Annotated in this window: 23 protein-coding genes; 11 read left to right on the top strand and 12 right to left on the bottom strand. The window is 67.8% G+C overall.

Annotated features, from left to right (window positions below; all coding sequences use genetic code 11):
• Nucleotides 1–40: 40 nt before the first annotated feature.
• Together obgE and proB are read left to right on the top strand one after the other, a co-directional pair.
• On the top strand, nt 41–1,489 hold the full coding sequence (obgE, locus tag EV580_RS31350) for a GTPase ObgE (RefSeq protein WP_133696636.1): 1,449 nt from the start codon (nt 41–43) through the stop codon (nt 1,487–1,489).
• The gene (gene proB / locus EV580_RS31355) at nt 1,486–2,586 is read left to right on the top strand and encodes a glutamate 5-kinase (protein WP_133696637.1); all 1,101 of its coding nucleotides are present in this window, start codon (nt 1,486–1,488) and stop codon (nt 2,584–2,586) included. The genes obgE and proB overlap by 4 nt, the downstream gene beginning before the upstream one ends.
• Here the strand turns inward: proB and EV580_RS31360 are convergent.
• The 3 genes from EV580_RS31360 to EV580_RS31370 all read right to left on the bottom strand — a co-directional run bounded on the left by EV580_RS31360 (nt 2,583) and on the right by EV580_RS31370 (nt 4,349).
• Nucleotides 2,583–3,416, bottom strand: coding sequence for an NAD-dependent protein deacetylase (locus EV580_RS31360; protein WP_133696639.1), 834 nt, complete (start codon nt 3,414–3,416; stop codon nt 2,583–2,585). The genes proB and EV580_RS31360 overlap by 4 nt on opposite strands.
• A 14-nt stretch (nt 3,417–3,430) precedes the next feature.
• Complete coding sequence (locus tag EV580_RS31365) at nt 3,431–3,967, bottom strand: YdcF family protein (protein ID WP_370629555.1); 537 nt, start codon at nt 3,965–3,967, stop codon at nt 3,431–3,433.
• Nucleotides 3,968–4,082: 115 nt separating this feature from the next.
• Nucleotides 4,083–4,349, bottom strand: a complete 267-nt coding sequence (locus EV580_RS31370) for a hypothetical protein (protein WP_133696642.1) — start codon at nt 4,347–4,349, stop codon at nt 4,083–4,085.
• A gap of 231 nt (nt 4,350–4,580) precedes the next feature.
• Here EV580_RS31370 and EV580_RS31375 point away from each other — a divergent pair, with 231 nt between their 5' ends.
• Nucleotides 4,581–6,623, top strand: a complete 2,043-nt coding sequence (locus EV580_RS31375; protein ID WP_133696644.1) for an NAD(+) synthase — start codon at nt 4,581–4,583, stop codon at nt 6,621–6,623.
• Here the strand turns inward: EV580_RS31375 and EV580_RS31380 are convergent, their stop codons facing one another.
• From EV580_RS31380 to EV580_RS31405, 6 genes are read right to left on the bottom strand one after another with little or no spacing between them, the layout of a single operon-like run.
• Nucleotides 6,624–6,812 (bottom strand): hypothetical protein, encoded by a 189-nt coding sequence (locus EV580_RS31380; RefSeq protein WP_133696646.1) that lies wholly within the window; start codon nt 6,810–6,812, stop codon nt 6,624–6,626.
• 10 nt (nt 6,813–6,822) lie between these two features.
• Nucleotides 6,823–7,419 (bottom strand): methyltransferase family protein, encoded by a 597-nt coding sequence (locus EV580_RS31385; protein ID WP_133696647.1) that lies wholly within the window; start codon nt 7,417–7,419, stop codon nt 6,823–6,825.
• Nucleotides 7,401–8,072 (bottom strand): cation efflux transmembrane domain-containing protein, encoded by a 672-nt coding sequence (locus tag EV580_RS31390; RefSeq protein WP_133696649.1) that lies wholly within the window; start codon nt 8,070–8,072, stop codon nt 7,401–7,403. The genes EV580_RS31385 and EV580_RS31390 overlap by 19 nt, the downstream gene beginning before the upstream one ends.
• On the bottom strand, nt 8,072–8,401 hold the full coding sequence (locus tag EV580_RS31395) for an ArsR/SmtB family transcription factor (RefSeq protein WP_133696651.1): 330 nt from the start codon (nt 8,399–8,401) through the stop codon (nt 8,072–8,074). The genes EV580_RS31390 and EV580_RS31395 overlap by 1 nt, the downstream gene beginning before the upstream one ends.
• Nucleotides 8,402–8,445: 44 nt before the next feature.
• A complete protein-coding gene (locus EV580_RS31400) occupies nt 8,446–9,267 on the bottom strand; it encodes an enoyl-CoA hydratase/isomerase family protein (protein ID WP_133696652.1) in 822 nt (273 codons plus the stop codon).
• A 32-nt stretch (nt 9,268–9,299) separates the two neighbouring features.
• Nucleotides 9,300–10,154: a ribokinase gene (locus tag EV580_RS31405; RefSeq protein WP_133696654.1), complete on the bottom strand. Its 855-nt coding sequence runs from the start codon at nt 10,152–10,154 to the stop codon at nt 9,300–9,302.
• Between the two features lie 55 nt (nt 10,155–10,209).
• Between EV580_RS31405 and EV580_RS31410 the strand changes: the two genes are divergently transcribed.
• From EV580_RS31410 to EV580_RS31420, 3 genes are read left to right on the top strand one after another with little or no spacing between them, the layout of a single operon-like run.
• The gene (locus EV580_RS31410) at nt 10,210–11,460 is read left to right on the top strand and encodes a glutamate-5-semialdehyde dehydrogenase (protein ID WP_133696655.1); all 1,251 of its coding nucleotides are present in this window, start codon (nt 10,210–10,212) and stop codon (nt 11,458–11,460) included.
• Between the two features lie 17 nt (nt 11,461–11,477).
• On the top strand, nt 11,478–12,356 hold the full coding sequence (locus tag EV580_RS31415; protein WP_133696657.1) for an AAA family ATPase: 879 nt from the start codon (nt 11,478–11,480) through the stop codon (nt 12,354–12,356).
• 4 nt (nt 12,357–12,360) lie between these two features.
• A complete protein-coding gene (locus EV580_RS31420) occupies nt 12,361–13,806 on the top strand; it encodes a vWA domain-containing protein (protein ID WP_133696658.1) in 1,446 nt (481 codons plus the stop codon).
• Here EV580_RS31420 and EV580_RS31425 read toward each other — a convergent pair.
• Nucleotides 13,739–14,284: a DUF6790 family protein gene (locus EV580_RS31425; protein ID WP_133696660.1), complete on the bottom strand. Its 546-nt coding sequence runs from the start codon at nt 14,282–14,284 to the stop codon at nt 13,739–13,741. The genes EV580_RS31420 and EV580_RS31425 overlap by 68 nt on opposite strands.
• Before the next feature lie 35 nt (nt 14,285–14,319).
• A complete protein-coding gene (locus tag EV580_RS31430; protein WP_166654965.1) occupies nt 14,320–15,483 on the bottom strand; it encodes a PE-PPE domain-containing protein in 1,164 nt (387 codons plus the stop codon).
• Nucleotides 15,484–15,658: 175 nt separating this feature from the next.
• On the opposite strand from EV580_RS31430, the gene nadD reads away from it, so the two are divergent.
• The 5 genes from nadD to EV580_RS31455 are packed head-to-tail and all read left to right on the top strand — an operon-like array spanning nt 15,659 to nt 18,940.
• Nucleotides 15,659–16,324 carry a nicotinate-nucleotide adenylyltransferase gene (gene nadD, locus EV580_RS31435; protein ID WP_286171942.1) on the top strand — a complete coding sequence of 222 codons (666 nt, stop codon included), beginning with the start codon at nt 15,659–15,661 and terminating at the stop codon, nt 16,322–16,324.
• A complete protein-coding gene (gene rsfS / locus EV580_RS31440; RefSeq protein WP_133696664.1) occupies nt 16,321–16,704 on the top strand; it encodes a ribosome silencing factor in 384 nt (127 codons plus the stop codon). Before nadD ends, rsfS begins: the two co-directional genes overlap by 4 nt.
• On the top strand, nt 16,701–17,369 hold the full coding sequence (gene gpgP / locus EV580_RS31445; RefSeq protein ID WP_133696665.1) for a glucosyl-3-phosphoglycerate phosphatase: 669 nt from the start codon (nt 16,701–16,703) through the stop codon (nt 17,367–17,369). The genes rsfS and gpgP overlap by 4 nt, the downstream gene beginning before the upstream one ends.
• Nucleotides 17,359–18,093: a diglucosylglycerate octanoyltransferase gene (octT, locus tag EV580_RS31450; protein WP_133696667.1), complete on the top strand. Its 735-nt coding sequence runs from the start codon at nt 17,359–17,361 to the stop codon at nt 18,091–18,093. The genes gpgP and octT overlap by 11 nt, the downstream gene beginning before the upstream one ends.
• 1 nt (nt 18,094) lies before the next feature.
• Nucleotides 18,095–18,940: a DegV family protein gene (locus EV580_RS31455; RefSeq protein WP_133696668.1), complete on the top strand. Its 846-nt coding sequence runs from the start codon at nt 18,095–18,097 to the stop codon at nt 18,938–18,940.
• Nucleotides 18,941–18,944: 4 nt separating this feature from the next.
• On the opposite strand, the gene EV580_RS31460 is transcribed toward EV580_RS31455, so the two are convergent.
• Nucleotides 18,945–19,496: a YceI family protein gene (locus EV580_RS31460; protein ID WP_133696670.1), complete on the bottom strand. Its 552-nt coding sequence runs from the start codon at nt 19,494–19,496 to the stop codon at nt 18,945–18,947.
• Nucleotides 19,497–19,580: the final 84 nt, after the last annotated feature.

A 19,580-nucleotide genomic window follows, 5' to 3' on the forward strand; every position in this document is an offset into this window, starting at 1 on the left:
TCGCACCAGGTTCACACTCGGCGGTTGAAAGGACTCTCCGATGCCCCGTTTCGTCGACCGCGTCGTCATCCATACCCGCGCGGGCAACGGCGGGAACGGCTGCGCCTCGGTCCATCGGGAGAAATTCAAGCCCCTCGGCGGACCCGACGGCGGTAACGGCGGCCGGGGCGGCAGCGTCGTGCTCGTCGTCGATCCGCAGGTGCACACCCTGCTCGATTTCCACTTCCATCCGCACGTCGCGGCCCCGTCGGGCACGCAGGGGATGGGCAGTAATCGCGAGGGGGCCAACGGCTCCGATCTCGAAGTCAAGGTGCCCGACGGCACCGTCGTGCTCGACGCCAACGGGCGTCTGCTGGCCGATCTGGTCGGCGCCGGCACCCGCTTTGTGGCTGCCGAGGGCGGCCGCGGCGGACTGGGCAACGCGGCGCTGGCATCCCGGGCCCGCAAGGCGCCGGGGTTCGCGCTGCTCGGCGAGAAGGGCGAGGAGCGCGAGCTCACCCTGGAGCTCAAAACCGTCGCCGATGTCGGGCTGATCGGCTTTCCGTCGGCAGGCAAATCCTCACTGGTGTCGACGATCTCGGCAGCCAAGCCGAAGATCGCGGACTATCCGTTCACCACGTTGGTGCCCAATCTGGGTGTGGTGTCGGCGGGGGATCACACCTTCACCGTCGCCGACGTACCCGGATTGATCCCCGGCGCCTCGGAGGGCCGCGGGCTGGGCCTGGATTTCCTGCGCCACATCGAACGTTGCGCGGTGCTGGTGCATGTCGTCGACTGCGCCACACTGGAACCCGGCCGCGACCCGGTCTCCGACATCGACGCGCTGGAGGCCGAGCTGGCCGCGTATCGTCCGACGCTGCAAGGCGATACGACGCTGGGCGACCTGGCCGACCGGCCGCGGGCGGTAGTGCTCAACAAGATCGACGTTCCCGAGGCCAGGGAGCTGGCCGAGTTCGTGCGCGCCGATGTCGAGGCGCGCGGCTGGCCGGTATTCGAGGTGTCGACCGCGAGCCGGGAAGGCTTGCGAGAGCTGACGTTTGCGCTCTGGAAGATGGTGGATGCCTATCAAGCCGCGCAGCCAGAAGTGGTGCCGCGGCGCCCGGTGATCCGGCCGGTTCCGGTGGACCAGAGCGGATTCACCGTCGAAGCCGACCCCGAACATCGGGGCGGATTCATCGTGCGCGGCGTCCGGCCGGAACGCTGGATCGCACAGACCAACTTCGACAACGACGAAGCCGTCGGCTATCTCGGCGACCGGCTGGCCCGGCTCGGGGTGGAGGACCAATTGCTCAAGCTGGGCGCCAAGCCCGGTTGCGCGGTCACCATCGGCGATATGACGTTCGATTGGGAGCCGCAGACCCCGGCGGGAGTCGACGTCACGCCGACCGGCCGCGGCACCGACGCCCGGCTGGAGCAGAACGACCGGATCGGTGCCGCCGAGCGGAAAGAGGCTCGCCGCCACCGCCGGGAGCACGAGGACGACAGGTGAGCCAGTACCGCGATGCTGTGCGCGCGGCGCGCAGCGTCGTCGTCAAGATCGGCACCACGGCACTGACCACGAAGTCGGGACTTTTCGACGCCGGCCGGCTGGCCCAGCTCGTCGACGCGATCGAGGCGCGAATGGAGGCCGGCTCCGACGTCGTCATCGTGTCGTCGGGTGCGATCGCCGCCGGTATCGAACCGCTGGGCCTCAACCGGCGCCCGACCGATCTGGCGACCAAACAGGCCGCCGCCAGTGTCGGGCAGGTCGCGCTGGTCAATGCCTGGAGTGCGGCCTTCGCCCGCTACGACCGCACGGTCGGTCAGGTTCTGCTGACCGCGCACGACATCTCGATGCGGGTGCAGCACACCAACGCCCAGCGCACGCTGAACCGGCTGCGGGCCCTGCACGCGGTCGCGATCGTCAACGAGAACGACACCGTGGCCACCAACGAGATTCGCTTCGGCGACAACGACCGGCTCTCGGCATTGGTCGCTCACCTGGTCGGCGCGGACGCGCTGATCCTGCTCTCCGATATCGACGGGCTCTACGACGCCGACCCGCGCAAGGGGGATGCCCGCTTCATCCAGGAGGTGGCCGGGCCCGACGATCTCGACGGCGTGGTGGCCGGTCAGGGCAGCCGATTGGGCACCGGTGGGATGCGGTCCAAGCTGTCCTCGGCGCTGTTGGCGGCTGACGCCGGGGTTCCGGTGCTGCTGGCCGCGGCCGCCGATGCCGGTGCCGCGCTGACCGACGCATCGGTGGGCACGGTGTTCGCGCCGCGCCCGGACCGGATGTCGGCCCGGCGGTTCTGGGTTCGCTATGCCGCGGAGGCCGCCGGCGCGCTGACGCTGGACGCCGGTGCGGTGCGCGCGGTGGTCAAACAGCGGCGGTCGCTGCTGGCGGCGGGGATCACTGCGGTCGCGGGCCGCTTCTTCGGCGGTGACGTGGTCGAGTTGCACGACCTGGACGGGCAGATGGTCGCCCGCGGGGTCGTGGCGTACGACGCCACCGAGCTCACGACGATGATCGGCCGATCGACGTCGGACCTGCCCGCCGAAATGCGCCGTCCCGCCGTGCACGCCGACGACCTGGTGGCCGTCTAAGCCGACATCTGCCCCGACAGTTCGTCGGCCAGCAGCGCCAGCATCGGCGAGCAGCCGCTGTGCACCTTGACCGTCGCCAGGTCGTCACCGCGGGTGGCACCGCGGTTCACGATCGCAACGGGCATACCCGATGCGGCGGCGTGCCGCACGAATCGGTACCCGGAGAACACCGTCAAAGACGATCCGGCCACCAGCAATGCATCGGACTGATCGACCATCGAATAGGCTTGGGCGACAACCTCTTTGCGCACACTCTCGCCGAAGTACACGATGTCGGGCTTGAGCATCCCCGCGCAGGACGGGCAATCGATGAAGTGGAACGACTCGGTGTCGGTGACCACGGCATCGGCATCGGGTGCGACGGCGATGCCGCCGAGATGTTCGGCGCGCTGCGCGAATCCGGGATTGGCGGCCTCGAGTTCGTCGGCCAGCGCCGCGCGCGACATCGTGTACCCGCAATCCAGGCACACGACCTGTGCATAGGTGCCGTGCAGGTTGATCACGTTGCGGCTGCCCGCCTTGGTGTGCAACAGGTCGACATTCTGGGTGATGACACCGCTGACCACGCCGGCGCGCTCCAGGTGTGCCAGGGCCCGGTGCCCCGCATTGGGCAGGGTCTGGGCCATGTGCCGCCAGCCCAGGTGGTTTCGTGCCCAATACCGCTGCCGGAACGCGCGGCTGGAGGTGAACTGACGGATCGTCATCGGGTTCGCCGGCGGTGAATCCGGGCCGCGATAGTCGGGAATGCCGGAGTCGGTGGAGATCCCAGCGCCGGTGAGGACCGCGACGCGACGGCCCGCCAACAGAGCGACGAGTTCGGGGCTTTCCACGAACTCCAGAGTAGTCAGCCGAAGTTGGTGAGCGGGCTCAGTACGTCGTGGGCGAACTGCGTGACGTTGAGCGTCGGATTGCCGTCGGGATAGCTCACGGTGGCCAGCAGATTGGCGCCGGCATCCACGAAATCGCCGTCAGCGCGGCCCTGGTGCGTCGAGGAGGTGACCAGGATGATGCCCGAGGTGCCGGCCTGCTTGGCCAGCGGCACCGAGAACTGCGCGTTCTGCACGGTGCTGTTGGCCTTGTCCTCCACGATGATCCGATGATCCGGGAAGCCCAGCGTGGTGAGCATCCGGCGCATCTGGGCGGCTTCCGTCACGCCGTTCTGCGGATTCCCGCCGGTCACGATGATCGGTGAGTGCGGATACATCTGCGCGACGGCGAGCCCGGTCAGCACGCGCCTGCGCAGAATCATCCGCATCGAACCGTCCGGCAGTAGGCCGTACCCGAGGATGACGATCGCCGGATTGGAGAAATCCTTGGTGACGGGCGCGGGTAGGGGGTCAGCCGCAGCGGTGCCGATCTCACCGAACAGGGTCGCGACAATCAGCACCAATGCGCCGCAGAGGGCCTTCCACCGACCTCGCACATGTCCTCCGACCCGTTTGAAATTGCTGTTGGCGTAATCGCGCAAGCGTGCTGGGTCGTTACGGGACGGCTCCTCAGAGCCGTTCCATGGCCCGGGCCATCGCCGAGTGCTCCAGGAACTCGTAGTGCGCCGGCGAGTACCGCTGCCGGTTGCGCCGCGCGTCACGGGCCTCCCGATGCGACACCACCCAGCGCGAGAACAGGCCCTGCTTGGCCGGTGCTGCGATGGCCGCTGCGGTCAGGAGCTTCACTTCCTGCTCGGTGATCAGCACGGTCGGCCGGGTGTCGACGACGCGAGGCGTCGCTTCCGGCTGCTGGACAGGAGCGTGGACTGACAACATTTCGATCCCCCGATCTGGTCGGCCGGCGAAATCCGGCCTCATGGCGAAAACCTACGACCGCGAGCACGGATGAGAACGCGTAGAGCCATACTCGAAACCCGTGTGCGGACCACGCAAAAGCCTTGAGCCACAACGTCTGCGGTAGCCGGCGCCACTCGCTCGACACGATGTGACTCAGGTCACTTCCGGGGTTCTCGCATCTGGGCACCGGGCGACGGGCGACAATGGGTTATGGATTTCTACTCCGCCTACCGGCACGGCTTCGTGCGGCTGGCTGCGTGCACCCACCACACGGTGCTCGCGGACCCCGCCGCTAACGCCGAGTCGGTGCTGCGGATTGCCCGCGCCTGCCACGACGACAGCGTTGCGGTGGCGGTGTTTCCCGAGCTCACCCTGTCGGGCTACTCCATCGAGGACATCCTGTTGCAGGATTCGTTGCTCGACGCCGTCGAGGACGCTCTGCTGGATATCGTCGCGGCGTCGGCCGATCTGTTTCCCGTGCTGGTGGTGGGTGCGCCACTGCGCTACCTGCACCGCATCTACAACACCGCGGTGGTCATCCACCGCGGTGTTGTGCTCGGAGTCGTCCCGAAGTCCTACCTGCCGACCTACCGGGAGTTCTACGAACGCCGCCAGGTCGCCGCCGGCGACGACGTGCACGGCACGATTCGCATCGGCGCTACCGACGTACCGTTCGGCCCGGACCTGTTGTTCGACGCCGACGACGTGCCGGGGCTGGTTCTGCACGTCGAAATCTGTGAGGACATGTGGGTGCCGGTGCCGCCGAGCGCGGAGGCCGCACTGGCCGGCGCGACGGTGCTGGCCAACCTCTCCGGCAGCCCGATCACCATCGGGCGGGCCGATGACCGCAAGCTGTTGGCTCGCTCGGCATCGTCGCGCTGCCTGGCGGCCTATGTGTACGCCGCGGCGGGCGAGGGGGAGTCCAGCACCGATCTGGCCTGGGACGGCCAGACGATGATCTACGAAAACGGCCGTCTGCTGGCCGAATCCGAGCGGTTCCCGAAGGGGGAGCGGCGCTCGGTCGCCGACGTCGATCTGGATCTGCTGCGCTCCGAACGGCTTCGGATGGGCACCTTCGACGACAATCGCCGTCACCATCAGGACCGGTTGAAGTCGTTCCGGCGCATCGGTTTCCAGCTCGATCCGCCCACCGGCGACATCGGCCTGATGCGGGCGGTGGAACGCTTTCCGTTCGTGCCCAGCGATCCGTTCCGGCTCGAACAGGATTGCTACGAGGGCTACAACATTCAGGTCTCCGGTCTCGAGCAGCGTTTGCGGGCACTGGATTACCCAAAGGTTGTGATCGGGGTGTCCGGCGGTCTGGACTCCACGCATGCGCTGATCGTCGCGGCGCACGCGATGGACCGGGAAGGCCGCCCGCGCAGCGACATTCTGGCGTTCACGCTGCCGGGCTTCGCGACCGGCGAGCGCACCAAGAACAACGCGATCAGGCTTTCTCGCGCCCTGGGCGTCACCTTCGCCGAACTCGACATCCGCGAGACCGCGAAACTGATGCTGACCGAAATGGATCACCCCTTCTCAAAGGGTGAACCGCTGTACGACATCACCTTTGAAAACGTGCAAGCCGGCCTGCGCACCGACTACCTGTTCCGGCTTGCCAACCAGCGCGGCGGGATCGTGCTCGGCACGGGCGACCTGTCCGAACTGGGTCTGGGTTGGTCGACCTACGGTGTCGGCGACCAGATGTCGCATTACAACGTCAATGCCGGAGTGCCGAAAACCCTTATCCAGCATCTGATTCGGTGGGTGATCGCCTCGGGTCAGTTCGAGGACGAAGTCGGGGAGATCCTGCAGTCGGTGCTCGACACCGAGATCACCCCGGAATTGGTGCCCACCGGTGAGGACGAAGAGATTCAGAGCAGCGAGGCCAAGGTGGGCCCGTACTCGCTGCAGGATTTCTCGCTGTTCCAGGTGCTGCGGTACGGCTTCCGGCCGTCCAAGATCGCGTTCCTGGCGTGGCACGCGTGGAGCGATCCCGACGCCGGCAGCTGGCCACCCGGTTTCCCGCCCGGCAAGCGACCCGCCTACTCGCTGAAGGAGATCCGGCAGTGGTTGCAGGTCTTCGCCCAGCGGTACTACTCGTTCAGCCAGTTCAAGCGGTCGGCACTGCCGAACGGCCCCAAGGTTTCTCACGGCGGCTCGTTGTCGCCACGCGGTGACTGGCGGGCGCCGTCGGACATGTCGGCACGGATCTGGCTGGCCGAGATCGAACGGGAAATCCCCGAGGACTGATCAGCGGCGCTGCCTTTTCCGACGCACCAGTTCGGCGATTCCTCCGGTAGCCGCGCCGGCAATGACCCCGACGGTCGACCACCACCACCGGTCGGTTGCGGCCGCCACGGTACCGCCCAGAATGAGTCCGATGATTAGAGGGATGTAGAGCCGGCCGGTGCTGGACGTAGACGGTTCCCTGCGTGCCATCCCACCCAGGCTATCCGACGCGGGGAACGAAACGTCCGACCGTGGCGACGTAGTCCCGATAGGTCTGGCCGTGTACCCGCAGCAGATACGGTTCCTCGACCAAGCGAACCTGTACTTCGATCGATGCGAGCAATAGCGCAAAGGCGATGAGCGCCAGGATATTCGGGGTGACGAGCGTGATCCCAGCGCCGAACAACAACATCGCGGTGAAGATCGGATTACGCACTCGGCCGAACAATCCGGAGCGAACCAGCGTCGTCGTCTCGCCCTCGTCGACCCCGATGCGCCACGATTCGCCCATGTCGATCTGGGCCCACACCATCGTCGCGATGCCCAAGGCCGCAACGACGATGCCCGTCACCTGAATCCACGTCGCGACCAGGACGGACAGAGGCGCAACGACGCCAGTGAGCTGAAGCACGGGTGCCACCACGGCGCCGATGAGGGCCACCACGAACCCGACGCCGGCCAGCCATTCCACCGACCCGGGCCGGCCACTGATGCCCTTGAACCCGGTCGACCCCGTGCGGCGGCGCTGTTCCCAACTGCGCCAACCGAATCCGAGCGTGGCGAAGACGGCGAACAGAATCAGTGCGATGGCGGGCATGTGGTGTCTCCTGAGCAGCAGTCGTCGGTCACAGTGGTTGGCGCGCAACAGGTGTCACCACGCCACGCCTGCAGCCCCTCCCGTGCTGCCACGCCCGCGATGACGATGGCGGCGATCGGGTCAGCCCACCACCAGCCGGCGAGCGCGTTGAGTAGCAGCCCGACCAGCAGTACCACCGACAGATAGGTGCACAGCAGGGTCTGCTTGGAATCGGCCACCGCCGACAGTGAGCCGAGCTCCCGACCGGCGCGGCGCTGGGCCAGCGACAGCACCGGCATGATGGCCAGGCTGAGCGCGGCCAGACCGATGCCGATCGGTGAATGCCGCGGCTCCTGTAGCCCGACGAGTGCCAGGACCGACTCCACGGCCACATAGATCGCCAGCGCGAAGAACGAGAAGGCGACGATCCGCAGCGCGGTTTTCTCCCGGGTCTCGGGGTCCTCGGCGGAGAACTGCCAGGCGATCGCGGCCGCTGAGGACACCTCGATCAGCGAGTCCAGGCCGAACCCGATCAGCGCGGTCGACGACACCCTGGTGCCCTCGGTGAGGGCGACGGCCGCCTCGACCACGTTGTAGGCGATGGTGGCCGCCACGAGCAGCCGGATCCGCCGCGTGAGCTGGGCGCGCCGTGCGGGGGTCGTGACGATGGACATCAGCAGCAGTCGTCGGTGTCGGCGGCCGGGCAGCACGCCGGATCGACGGTCAGCACCAGACCGATCAGATCCTCGAGCGCCGTGGCGATCCGGGCGTCGGCCAGCTCGTAACGGCTTCGCCGACCCTCGGGCTCGGCGATGACGAGCCCGCAGCCGCGCAGACAGGCCAGGTGATTGGACAGGATCTGGCGCGATACCCCGATCTTCTCGGCCAGATCCGAGGGATATCCGGGTCCATCACGCAGAAGCAGGAGGACCTCGGCCCGGGTCGGGTCCGACAGCGCCCAGCCGAAGCGAGCGAGTGCATCGCGGTTGACGACGGTCTGCATTCCATCGACAGTACAGCCAAGTCTGTATTCAGAAAAGGATGTACTTACAGCCTGCCGTCGATGCGCAGGTCCGGGTGCACCCAGTCCGGGGAGCGGCGCTCCTTGAAGGCCATGAAACCCTCGATGGATTCCGGCGAGCCGAGGCTGCGCTGCATGCCGATCCGGTCGTAGAGGCCCAGGTAGTTGTCCAGGCTGGACTTCACCACCGACCGTGCGACGGGCGCGGTGCGGCAGCATTGGGCCAGGATCTCGCGGGCCGCGTCGCCCAGGTCGTCGTGCGGGACCACCCGCGCGACCATGCCCCAGTCCAGTGCCTCCTCGGCCTTCAGCGTGCGCCCGGTGAACATCAGATCGCGGGTGCGGACCGGGCCGATGAGCCGCGCCAGCATCTGGCTGTAGTACGTGTCGGCGATGCCGCGGTAGAGCTCGGGAACGCGGAACGTCGCGCGATCACTGACCACCGCCATATCGGCGCACAGCGCGATCTGCAGCCCACCGCCCTGGCACAGACCGTTGACGGCGGCCACCACCGGCTTGGCGGATTGCCGCAGCGTGTCGAACGGCAGGGCGTCCATGCCCAGTGCCGCACCGAACGTCAGCCAGTTGTCCTCTCCGCCGCCGCCCATATCGCCGCCGGGGGCGAAGACGTCGCCGGTGCCGGTGATGAGCAGACCGGCCAGGTCAGGATCAGACCCGACGTGGTTGACCGCGTACTTGATGCCGAAGTACATCGCCGGCGTCATCGCGTTGCGCGCCTCGGGCCGGTCCAGGGTGCACACCCCGAACCCGGCTTCGCGGGTGAACTTCAGGAACTTCGTTCCCAGCCAGTCACCCTCGGGTGGCCGCGGGCCGTCGGTCTGCGTCATGGCCGCAGACTATCGCCACAACCGTAGGGCGTTCAGTACTGGGTGAGAACGTCGTCGATCGCCTCGGCCGTCGGTGCGCAGTCACCGGCGCCGGGCACCAGTGTCGCCAGCGCACCGGCTGCGCACGCCCGCCGAAGGGCGCGCTCGTGACCGGCCAGCCAGTCCGCGGCCAGCACACCGGCGAAGACGTCGCCCGCGCCGGTGGTGTCGATCGCCTCGACCTCGGGGCTGGGTACCTCGACGTCGCCGTCGGGACTCCGGTGGGTCGCCCCACGAGAACCGCGGGTGACCACCAGATGTCTTGTGGGCCAAGGCCAGTGCGGTTCTTCGGCTTCGTTGACGATCACGACGTCGGTGACGTCGGCCAGCTCGCTCAGGCCGGCGTCGGTGCTCACGGGGGAGGCGTTGACGATCACGGTGGCCCCGACCGACCGGGCTTCGCGTGCGGCCGCCACCGCCGTCGCGATCGGCACCTCCAACTGGACGAGCAGCACCTCACAGTCGGCGATGACCGCCCGGGCGGCAGCTGAATTCAACGTCAGATGCCCGTTGGCGCCGGGGGCCACCACGATCATGTTCTCGCCGCGGTCGTCGACCAGGATCACCGCGCTGCCGCTGGGCGCGCCCAGTTCTTGCAGACCGTCGAGCTCGACGCCGTTGGCGCGCAGGTGCGCCCGCAGCCCGGCCCCGGCCGGATCGGTGCCGACCGCCCCGACGAACTGCGCGTCGGCACCGGCTCGGGCCGCCGCCACCGCTTGATTGCCGCCCTTGCCGCCCGGCTCGGTGGTCACCGCCGAGCCCAACACCGTCTCTCCGGCGTGCGGCAGAGCGGTGACCCGGAAGAACTGATCGACGTTCACGCTGCCCACCACACAGACCCGGGTCATCCGGCTACGTTAGCCCCCACCTGCCGGTTGGTAAGGAGACCGATATCCTCGGATTATGAGTGTCGAGGCGCAGGCCGTTCAGGTGGACTTGCGCGATCAGGTTCACGACGCCGCCCGTCGGGCGCGGGTCGCCTCCCGCACCCTCGGATCGCTGACGACGACCGTCAAAGACCGGGCCCTGCACGCCGCCGCTGACGCGGTCCTGGCCCACGTTCATCAGATCCTGGCGGCCAACGCCGCAGATCTCGACGCCGCACGCGCCGCGGGCACCGCCGAGGCCATGCTGGACCGCCTGGCCCTCAACCCGCAGCGCATCGACGGCATCGCCGCAGGCCTGCGCCAGGTCGCCGGCCTGCCTGACCCGATCGGCGAGGTCCTGCGCGGCCGCACGCTGCCCAACGGACTACAACTGCGCCAGCAGCGCGTTCCCCTCGGCGTGATCGGAATCGTCTACGAGGGCCGACCCAACGTGACGGTCGACGCGTTCGGCCTCACGCTGAAGTCCGGCAATGCTGTCCTGCTGCGCGGCAGTTCCTCGGCGGCGAATTCCAACGCCGCCCTCGTCACTGCGCTGCGTGGTGCGCTGGCGGCCGAGGGTCTGCCCGAGGATGCGGTGCAACTGCTGCCCAGCGTCGATCGCTCCAGCGTCACCCATCTCATCCAGGCCCGCGGTCTGGTCGACGTGGTGATCCCGCGCGGCGGGGCCGGTCTGATCGACGCCGTCGTCCGCGACGCCACCGTGCCCACGATCGAAACCGGTGTGGGCAACTGCCACGTCTACGTCCACTCCGCCGCCGACCTCGACGTCGCCGAGCGGATCATCCTCAACGCCAAGACGCGGCGGCCCAGTGTCTGCAACGCCGCCGAGACGCTGCTGGTCGACGCCGCCGTCGCCGGCACCGCCCTGCCGCGGCTGGTGGGCGCCCTGCAACAGGCCGGCGTCACCGTCCACGACAACCCCACCGACGACGACCTGCGGGCGGAATTCCTGTCGATGGACATCGCGGTGGCCACCGTCGACGGGCTCGACGCCGCCATCGAGCACATCAACACCTACGGTACCGGTCACACCGAGGCCATTGTCACCACCAATCTTGCTGCGGCACAGCTCTTTACCGAACGTGTCGACGCAGCCGCGGTGATGGTCAACGCATCAACGGCGTTCACCGACGGCGAGCAGTTCGGCTTCGGAGCCGAGATCGGCATCTCCACCCAGAAGCTGCATGCCCGCGGCCCGATGGGTCTGCCCGAATTGACGTCAACCAAATGGATCGTCTGGGGAGACGGCCACACCCGCCCTGCCTGAGGCACGACAGGAGAACCATGACTGAAACCCCGGCCCGCCCGGCACCGCTGTTCACCGACATCGACGATGTCGCCAAGCGGCTGGCCGAAACCGGTTACCTACCCGACACCGCCACCGCCACAGCGGTATTCCTCGCCGACCGGCTGGGCAAGCCGCTCCTGGTCGAGGGGCCGGCCGGTGTCGGCAAGACCGAATTGGCCCGCGCGGTCGCCCAGACCACCGGGTCGGGGCTGGTGCGCCTGCAGTGCTACGAGGGTGTCGACGAGGCCCGCGCGCTCTACGAGTGGAACCACGCCAAGCAGATCCTGCGGATGCAGTCCGGGTCGAACGACTGGGACCAGGCCAAGTCCGACATCTTCAGCGAGGAATTCCTGCTCTCCCGCCCGCTGCTGACCGCGATCCGGCGCACGGAGCCCACCGTGCTGCTGATCGACGAGACCGACAAGGCCGACATCGAGATCGAAGGCCTGCTGCTGGAGGTGCTCTCCGACTTCGCGGTGACCGTGCCCGAACTCGGCACCATCACCGCGGCGCGCACCCCGTTCGTGGTGCTGACCTCGAATGCCACCCGCGAACTGTCCGAGGCCCTCAAGCGTCGCTGCCTGTTCCTGCACATCGACTTCCCGGATGCGGATCTGGAGCGGCGCATCCTGCTTTCCCGGGTGCCCGAGCTGCCCGAGTCGCTGGCCGCCGAACTGGTCCGCATCATCGGCGTGCTGCGCGGTATGCAGCTCAAGAAGCTGCCCTCGGTCGCCGAGACCATCGACTGGGGCCGCACCATTCTGGCTCTGGGCATGGACACGATCGACGACGCCACCATCGCCGCGACGCTCGGGGTGGTGCTCAAGCATCAGTCCGACCAGCAGCGCGCGGCCGGCGAACTGCGGCTGAACTAAGCCGATGGCCGTCCGAAGGGTGCGCCCCCCACAACCGCTTGCCCCGCATGGCATTCCGGGGCACTTGGTCGGCTTCGTCGAAGCGCTGCGCGCCCAGGGAATTTCGGTGGGCCCCTCGGAGACAGTCGACGCAGGCCGGGTGCTGACCGTGCTCGGGCTCGGTGACCGGGAGGCACTGCGCCACGGGCTGGCCTGTGCGGTGCTGCGCCGTGCTGATCACCGACAGACCTATGACGCGCTGTTCGATCTGTGGTGGCCTGCCGCGCTGGGCGGCCGAACGGTCCTGGTGGACGAGGATGCCGACGAGGACAGCCAGGAAGGGTTGCCGCCCGAGGACATCGAAGCCATGCGCGGCATGCTGCTTGACCTGCTGGCCGACAACCCCGACATCGGCGATATGGACGAGCGCCTGGTGGCGATGATCGCCCAGATCGTGGAGGCCTACGGCCGGTACACCTCCAGCCGCGGCCCGTCGTACTCGTCGTATCAGGCGCTCAAGGCGATGGGGCTCGACGAACTCGAAGGCCGGCTGCTGGCCGGTCTGCTCGCGCCGCACGACGACGACCCGAGCCCGACGCAGGAGCAGATCGCCAAAGCGCTTGCGGCGCAGAAGATCGCGCAGCTGCGACGGATGGTGGAGAGCGAGACCAAGCGGCGCACCGCCGAACAGCTGGGCCGCGACCATGTGCAGATGTACGGCATCCCGCAGCTGGCCGAGAATGTCGAATTCCTGCGGGCCTCCGGCGATCAGCTGCGTCAGATGCGCAAGACGGTCCAACCTCTGGCCCGGATGCTGGCCACCCGATTGGCCGCCAAGCGCCGCCGCCACCGCGCCGGTGCCATCGACCTGCGCAAGACGCTGCGCAAGTCGATGTCGACCGGTGGAGTGCCGATCGATGTCGTGCTGCGCAAACCGCGGCCAGCCCGACCGGAACTCGTTGTGCTGTGCGATGTCTCGGGCTCGGTGGCGGGCTTCAGCCACTTCACCCTGCAGCTCGTGCACGCCCTGCGTCAGCAGTTCTCGCGGGTGCGGGTCTTCGCCTTCATCGACACCACCGACGAGGTCACCCACCTGTTCGGGCCGGACGCCGACCTGGCGGTCGCCATTCAGCGGATCACCCGGGAGGCCGGCGTCTACACCCGCGACGGGCACTCCGACTACGGCAACGCGTTCGTCTCGTTCACCGAGAACTTCCACAATGTGCTCTCACCGCGCAGCTCGCTGCTGGTGCTCGGTGATGCGCGCACCAACTATCGCAACCCCTCCGTGGACATCCTGGCGCACATGGTCAGCGCGAGCAGGCATGCGCACTGGCTGAATCCGGAGCCGCGACACCTGTGGGGCAGCGGCGACTCGGCGACACAGCGTTACGAAGACGTCATCACCATGCACGAATGCCGTTCGGCCAAACAGCTTGCCGCGGTGATCGACCAGCTGCTGCCGGTCTAGTCGGCACCGCATCGCCCCCGGTGCGCCGCGACCAGATGTAGAGCGCCCACATGACGATCGGTAGCAGGAAGTCGGTCCACAGCGGAAACCCGATGTTGTAGGGCCTGGTGTTGTTCTCAGCCAGCCAGTAATAGATGTGGCCGGCGCCGTCGCCGACGTACTGGATGGTCAGCACGATGATGGCGCACAGCCAGAAGTGTCCGCGGAACCAATACGCCAAGATGCCGACGACTCCGATTGCGGTGTCTCCCATGGCATTCTCCCACTGGAAGCCACCGTTGCCGCGGGTGTAGCCGATCATCTCGGCGGTATGCGGTCCGTCGAAGATGTGGGACGCCGCGCCCACCAGCGAGGCGACTCCGACCACGGCCACCATCCACCAGACCAGGTGGACGTCAGCGGGATTGCGGTCCTTGTGGCGACGAATCTGGACCAGGGCACCGATGATCGCGATCACGGCGAGAACGGCTGTGGGCATGGCCGATCTTCGCACGCGCCGCGCGCGGAAGGGATCTAGTCGGCGGCCTTCGCGGGCCGGGCGCTGCCGCCGGTGCCCTTCTTGTGGCCGTCACTGCTCGCGCCCGCTGCCTTCTTCGGCGCGCTCGCCTTGGCGGCAGTCGCTTTCGGAGAGCCGGCCTTCGGTGTGCTCGCCGCCTTGGGCGCTTTCACCTCGGGTGCCTCGGTCGTCGCGGCGGTGCTGTCGGTCGCCTCCACCGCCGGGGTGACAGCCTTCTGCGCGGCCGCCGGAGAAGGCAGCTTGAACGAGGGGAGTAGGGGGATCCCGGGGAGCAACTCCGCCTTCTGCGGCGCGCTGTAGTCGCTGCGGTCGTAACCCATCTCGATGAACGTCCGCAACACCGGATCGATGGCGCCGAGGATCGGGTCGGGCACGATGCCCTTGAGCGGCATCAGAATTGGCACCAATGGGGTGCGTATCAAGTAGTACGTGGTGTCCCCGTGCTGTTGGTAGTACGCGCTGCCGCCGGCTTTGGCGGCGTCGATATCGCCGGCGGTGAGCTCGGTCTGTGTCTGCCCGTGGACGTAGACCATGCCCATGATCGCGTTGATCGTCGCCAGCACATTCAAGGGGTACTTCGGGAAGTCCGCCCAGCCGTCGTATTGCCGGGCGACGTCGACCGTCGTATCGCCGTTGTCAGGAGTCGCCCCGCTCACGCTGATATCGAGAACCGGAATGTACAGCCCGGCAAACCTTTCCAGGATCCCGCCATTGGGCCGGCTCGGGTTCTCGACCAGGACGAAGGTGTTACCCGTGCCCTCGGGATGCGCGGCCTTGTAGCGCGAGAGCACCACCGCGCCCTGCGACAGCCCGAACAGGACATCGTCCTGCGGGTCCTTGGTCTCCACGTTCTTGACGCCCTGAGCGACGGACTGGTTCCACGTCAGATCGAAGATGGAGTTGTGTGAGAACGGCCAGAAACCGGCGTTGTAGGGGATGTTGCCGCTCGACGCCGGCGTGTCCGCGGCGGTGTCCGTGCCGTCCAGCACGCGCGAGATGAAATCGCGGTATTCCTGGTCGGTGGGCGTCCAACCGATGTTGGTCCCGCGGAGGTAATCCACCGTCGCCGCGGTGAGAACTGGCGCGGTCGACACCGTCGGAGTCAATCCCACCGCCACGGCCGCGACCGCAGCAGCCACACCTGTCACAGGCACAGTCATCCGTCGGCTACCGAACTTCATCATTGAACGCCCCTTGATCGGCATAACTCGACTCAGGGAAAAATGCTACCTGAACCGGGGCGATCTTCTGTGAAGATCTTTGCCAGCGCACAGTCGGCAGGGCGGTTCTCCGGCGTCGCGAAACGCCCCGGCGCCTCCCGTAAGCTGGTCAATCGTGGTTTCCTCGGCTCGACGCAGGCTCGGCGTGATGGGTGGGACGTTCGATCCCATCCACAACGGCCACCTGGTCGCGGCCAGTGAAGTGGCCGCCCTCTTCGATCTCGACGAGGTGGTGTTCGTGCCCACCGGGCAGCCGTGGCAGAAATCCCGGGAGGTGACCGCGCCCGAGGACCGCTACCTGATGACGGTCATCGCGACCGCCTCCAACCCCCGGTTCTCGGTCAGCCGCGTCGACATCGACCGCGGCGGACCCACCTACACCAACGACACCCTGCGCGATCTGCGGGCGCTGAACCCCGACGCCGACCTGTTCTTCATCACCGGAGCCGACGCGCTGGCCTCGATCCTGTCCTGGCAGAACTGGGAGGAGCTGTTCGCGCTCGCCAAGTTCGTCGGCGTCAGCAGGCCCGGCTACGAACTCAACGCCAAGCACATCGTCGCCGCCTTCGATCAGCTGCCCGAGGAAGCGCTGAGCCTGGTCGAGGTTCCCGCCCTGGCGATCTCGTCCACCGACTGCCGCGTGCGCGCCGCCGGGGGCCGGCCGATCTGGTACCTGGTGCCCGACGGCGTCGTGCAATACGTATCCAAACGCGGCCTCTACAGCGGAGGCGGCCAGGTGAGCCGGCTGGCCGCCCCGACAATCGAGGAGACCTACACGTGACCGCGACCGACGAAGCCGTCCAGATGGCAGGAGTGGCGGCCCGGGCGGCGGCAGCCAAGCTCGCGCAGGACATCGTCGTCATCGACGTATCCGGTCAGCTGGTGATCACCGATTGCTTCGTGATCGCCTCGGCGTCCAACGAGCGGCAGGTCAACGCGATCGTCGACGAGGTCGAGGAGAAGATGCGGCTGGCGGGGTACAAGCCCGCCCGCCGCGAGGGCACCCGGGAAGGCCGGTGGGTGTTGCTCGACTACGTCGACATCGTGGTGCACATCCAGCATCAGGAGGAGCGCAACTTCTACGCCCTGGATCGGCTGTGGCGGGACTGCCCGTTCGTCAGCGTGAACCTGGATGACGTCGAAACGGACGAGGCGCCATGAGGGTGCGCAGGCTGGTCCTGCTGCGGCATGGACAGACCGAGTACAACGCGGGCAGCCGCATGCAGGGGCAGCTCGACAGCGAGCTGACCGATCTGGGCCGGGCACAGGCCGTCGCCGCCGCCGAGGTGCTGGCCAAGCGTCAGCCGCTGCTGATCGTCTCCTCGGATCTGCATCGCGCCTATGACACCGCGGTCGCGCTGGGGGAGCGCACCGGGCTTCAAGTGCATGTCGACACCCGGCTCCGGGAGACCCACCTGGGTGATTGGCAGGGGCTGACCCACCACCAGGTGGACGCCGCCTCGCCCGGTGCACGGGTGGCGTGGCGCGACGACGCCACCTGGGCGCCACACGGCGGTGAAAGCCGTATCGACGTCGCCGACCGCAGCGTGCCGCTGGTCGCCGAACTGGTTGCCGCGGAACGGGAGTGGGGCCTCGATGATCCCGACCGCCCGCTCGTACTGGTGGCGCACGGTGGGCTGATCGCGGCGCTGTGCGCGGCGCTGCTCGGACTGCCGGTCGAGAATTGGCCTGTGCTGGGCGGGATGGGCAACGCCAGCTGGGCGCAGCTGTCCGGGCACGGTGAGGACGATGCCCCGTTCGACGCCATCCGCTGGCGTCTGGATGTCTGGAACGCGTCGGCTCAGGTGGCCAACGATGTCCTCTGACGCCCGCACGCTGCTGATCTTCTGCGACTCCCTGTCCTACTACGGCCCGCAGGGCGGCTTGCCCTCCGATGATCCGCGGATCTGGCCCAATATCGTTGCCCGCCAGCTGGGTTGGGACGTCGAACTCATCGGCCGGATCGGCTGGACCAGTCGCGACGTGTGGTGGGCGGCCACCCAGGATCCGCGCGCGTGGGCCGCGTTGCCGCGCGCCGGTGCGGTGATCTTCGCGACCAGCGGGATGGACTCGCTGCCCTCGCCGTTGCCGACCGCGCTGCGTGAGCTCATCCGCTACGTTCGCCCGGCCTGGCTGCGCCGGTGGGTTCGGGACGGGTACGGCTGGGCCCAGCCGAAGCTGTCGCCGATCGCGCGTCCGGCGCTCCCTCCGCACGTGACGGTCGAATATCTTGAAATGACCCGTGGTGCGATCGATTTCAACCGGCCCGGTATTCCGATGGTCGCGTCGGTGCCCTCGGTGCACATCGCTCCCACCTACGGCATGTCGCATCGCGGCCGGCCCGGCACGGTGGCCGCGATCAACGAGTGGGCCGCCGGGCACGACATCCCGGTCGTCGACCTGAAAGCCGCCGTGGCCGACGAGGTCATGGCGGGCCGGGGCAATCCCGACGGTATCCACTGGAATTTCGAAGCGCACTCCGGCGTCGCCGACCTGATGCTGAAAGCGCTTGCCGAAGCCGGTGTTCCGCTGGACAACGCCCGCGACTGAAATGGCTGTCATCGTGGTCACCGACTCGTCGGCGCGGTTGCGGGCCGACGACGTGCGCGCCTGCGATATCCGTGTTGTCCCGCTGCACATTCTGGTCGAGGGCCGCGATCTGCGCGACGGTGTCGACCCCGTGCCGGCCGATCTGTACCAGCGCGGGCACGTGACGACGGCCGGCGCCACCCCCAGTGAACTCGCCGAGACCTACCGGAACGCCTTGCGCGACAGCGGCGGTGACGGCGTGGTGGCCGTCCACATCTCCGGCGAGCTCTCCAGCACTCTAGGTGCGGCCGAATACGCGGCACGCGAGTTCGACGGGGCCGTTCGGGTGGTGGACTCGAAGTCGACGGCGATGGGCACCGGGTTCGTCGCACTGGCTGCCGCCCGGGCCGCGTTCGCGGGAGCCGACCTGGAAACCGTTGTCGCCGAAGCAGAATCAACAGTGCCTCGGGTTCGGGCCTATATCGTCGTTCAGCGGTTGGACAACCTTCGCCGTAGTGGCCGGATCGGAACAGCGGCTTCGTGGCTGGGCACCGCGCTCGCGCTCAAACCGCTGCTGCGCATCGACGAGCAGGGCCGACTGGTCCTGGCCCAGCGAGTGCGCACCGCGTCCAAGGCGCAGGCGGCAATGATCGAGCAGGTGCTCGACGTGGTGGGTGAGCAGCGGGCGTCACTGGCCGTGCATCACATCGACAATCCCACCGTCGCAGCCGAATTGGCCGCCACGTTGGCTTCGGCGCTACCTGGGTGCGGCGACGCCGTCGTCACCGACCTGGGTCCGGTGCTCGGCGTCCACGTCGGTGCCGGCGCGGTGGGGATCGTCGTCGCCGTCTACCCCACCCCGCCCTGACCGGTCAGGCCTCCCTGAGCGCCTCGATCTCGAGGGTGATGGTGACCTTGTCGCCCACGACGGCGCCACCGGTCTCCAGCGGCATGTCGATGTCGATGCCGAAGTCCTTGCGGTTCAACACAACCGATGCTTCGAAGCCGGCGACCGCGCCGTGTCCCATACCCGGGTTCACGCCGTTGAACTGCAGCGCCAGGCTGACGGGCCGCGTCACGCCCTTGAGAGTGAAATCGCCGTCCAGCCGGTAGTTCTCGCCGTCGGGGGTCACCGACGTGGAGACGAACGAGGCGGTGGGGTAGGTCTCGACGTCGAAGAAGTCGGGCGCGCGCAGATGAGCGTCGCGCTGCTCGTTGCCGGAGTGCACCGAGGCGACGTCGATCTCGGCGGACACCGACGGGGTGCCGTCCTCGGCCACGGTCACGGCGCCGCTGAACGTGCCGAACGTCCCGCGGACCTTGCTGACGACGAGGTGGCGTACCGAGAAGGCGATCGACGAGTGGGCGGGGTCGATCGCCCAGGTTCCTGCGCTGAGGTCGGTGGTCTGAGCCGCTGCGGTCATCGGGGGTCTCCTTGGTTCGGTGCTACCGGACCCGGTGTCCGGCGCTACACCACGAAGTAAACGGACCGCAGTCCGCATTCATTC

The sequence above is a fragment of the Mycobacterium sp. BK086 genome, from assembly GCA_004362315.1.
Classification (GTDB): domain Bacteria; phylum Actinomycetota; class Actinomycetes; order Mycobacteriales; family Mycobacteriaceae; genus Mycobacterium.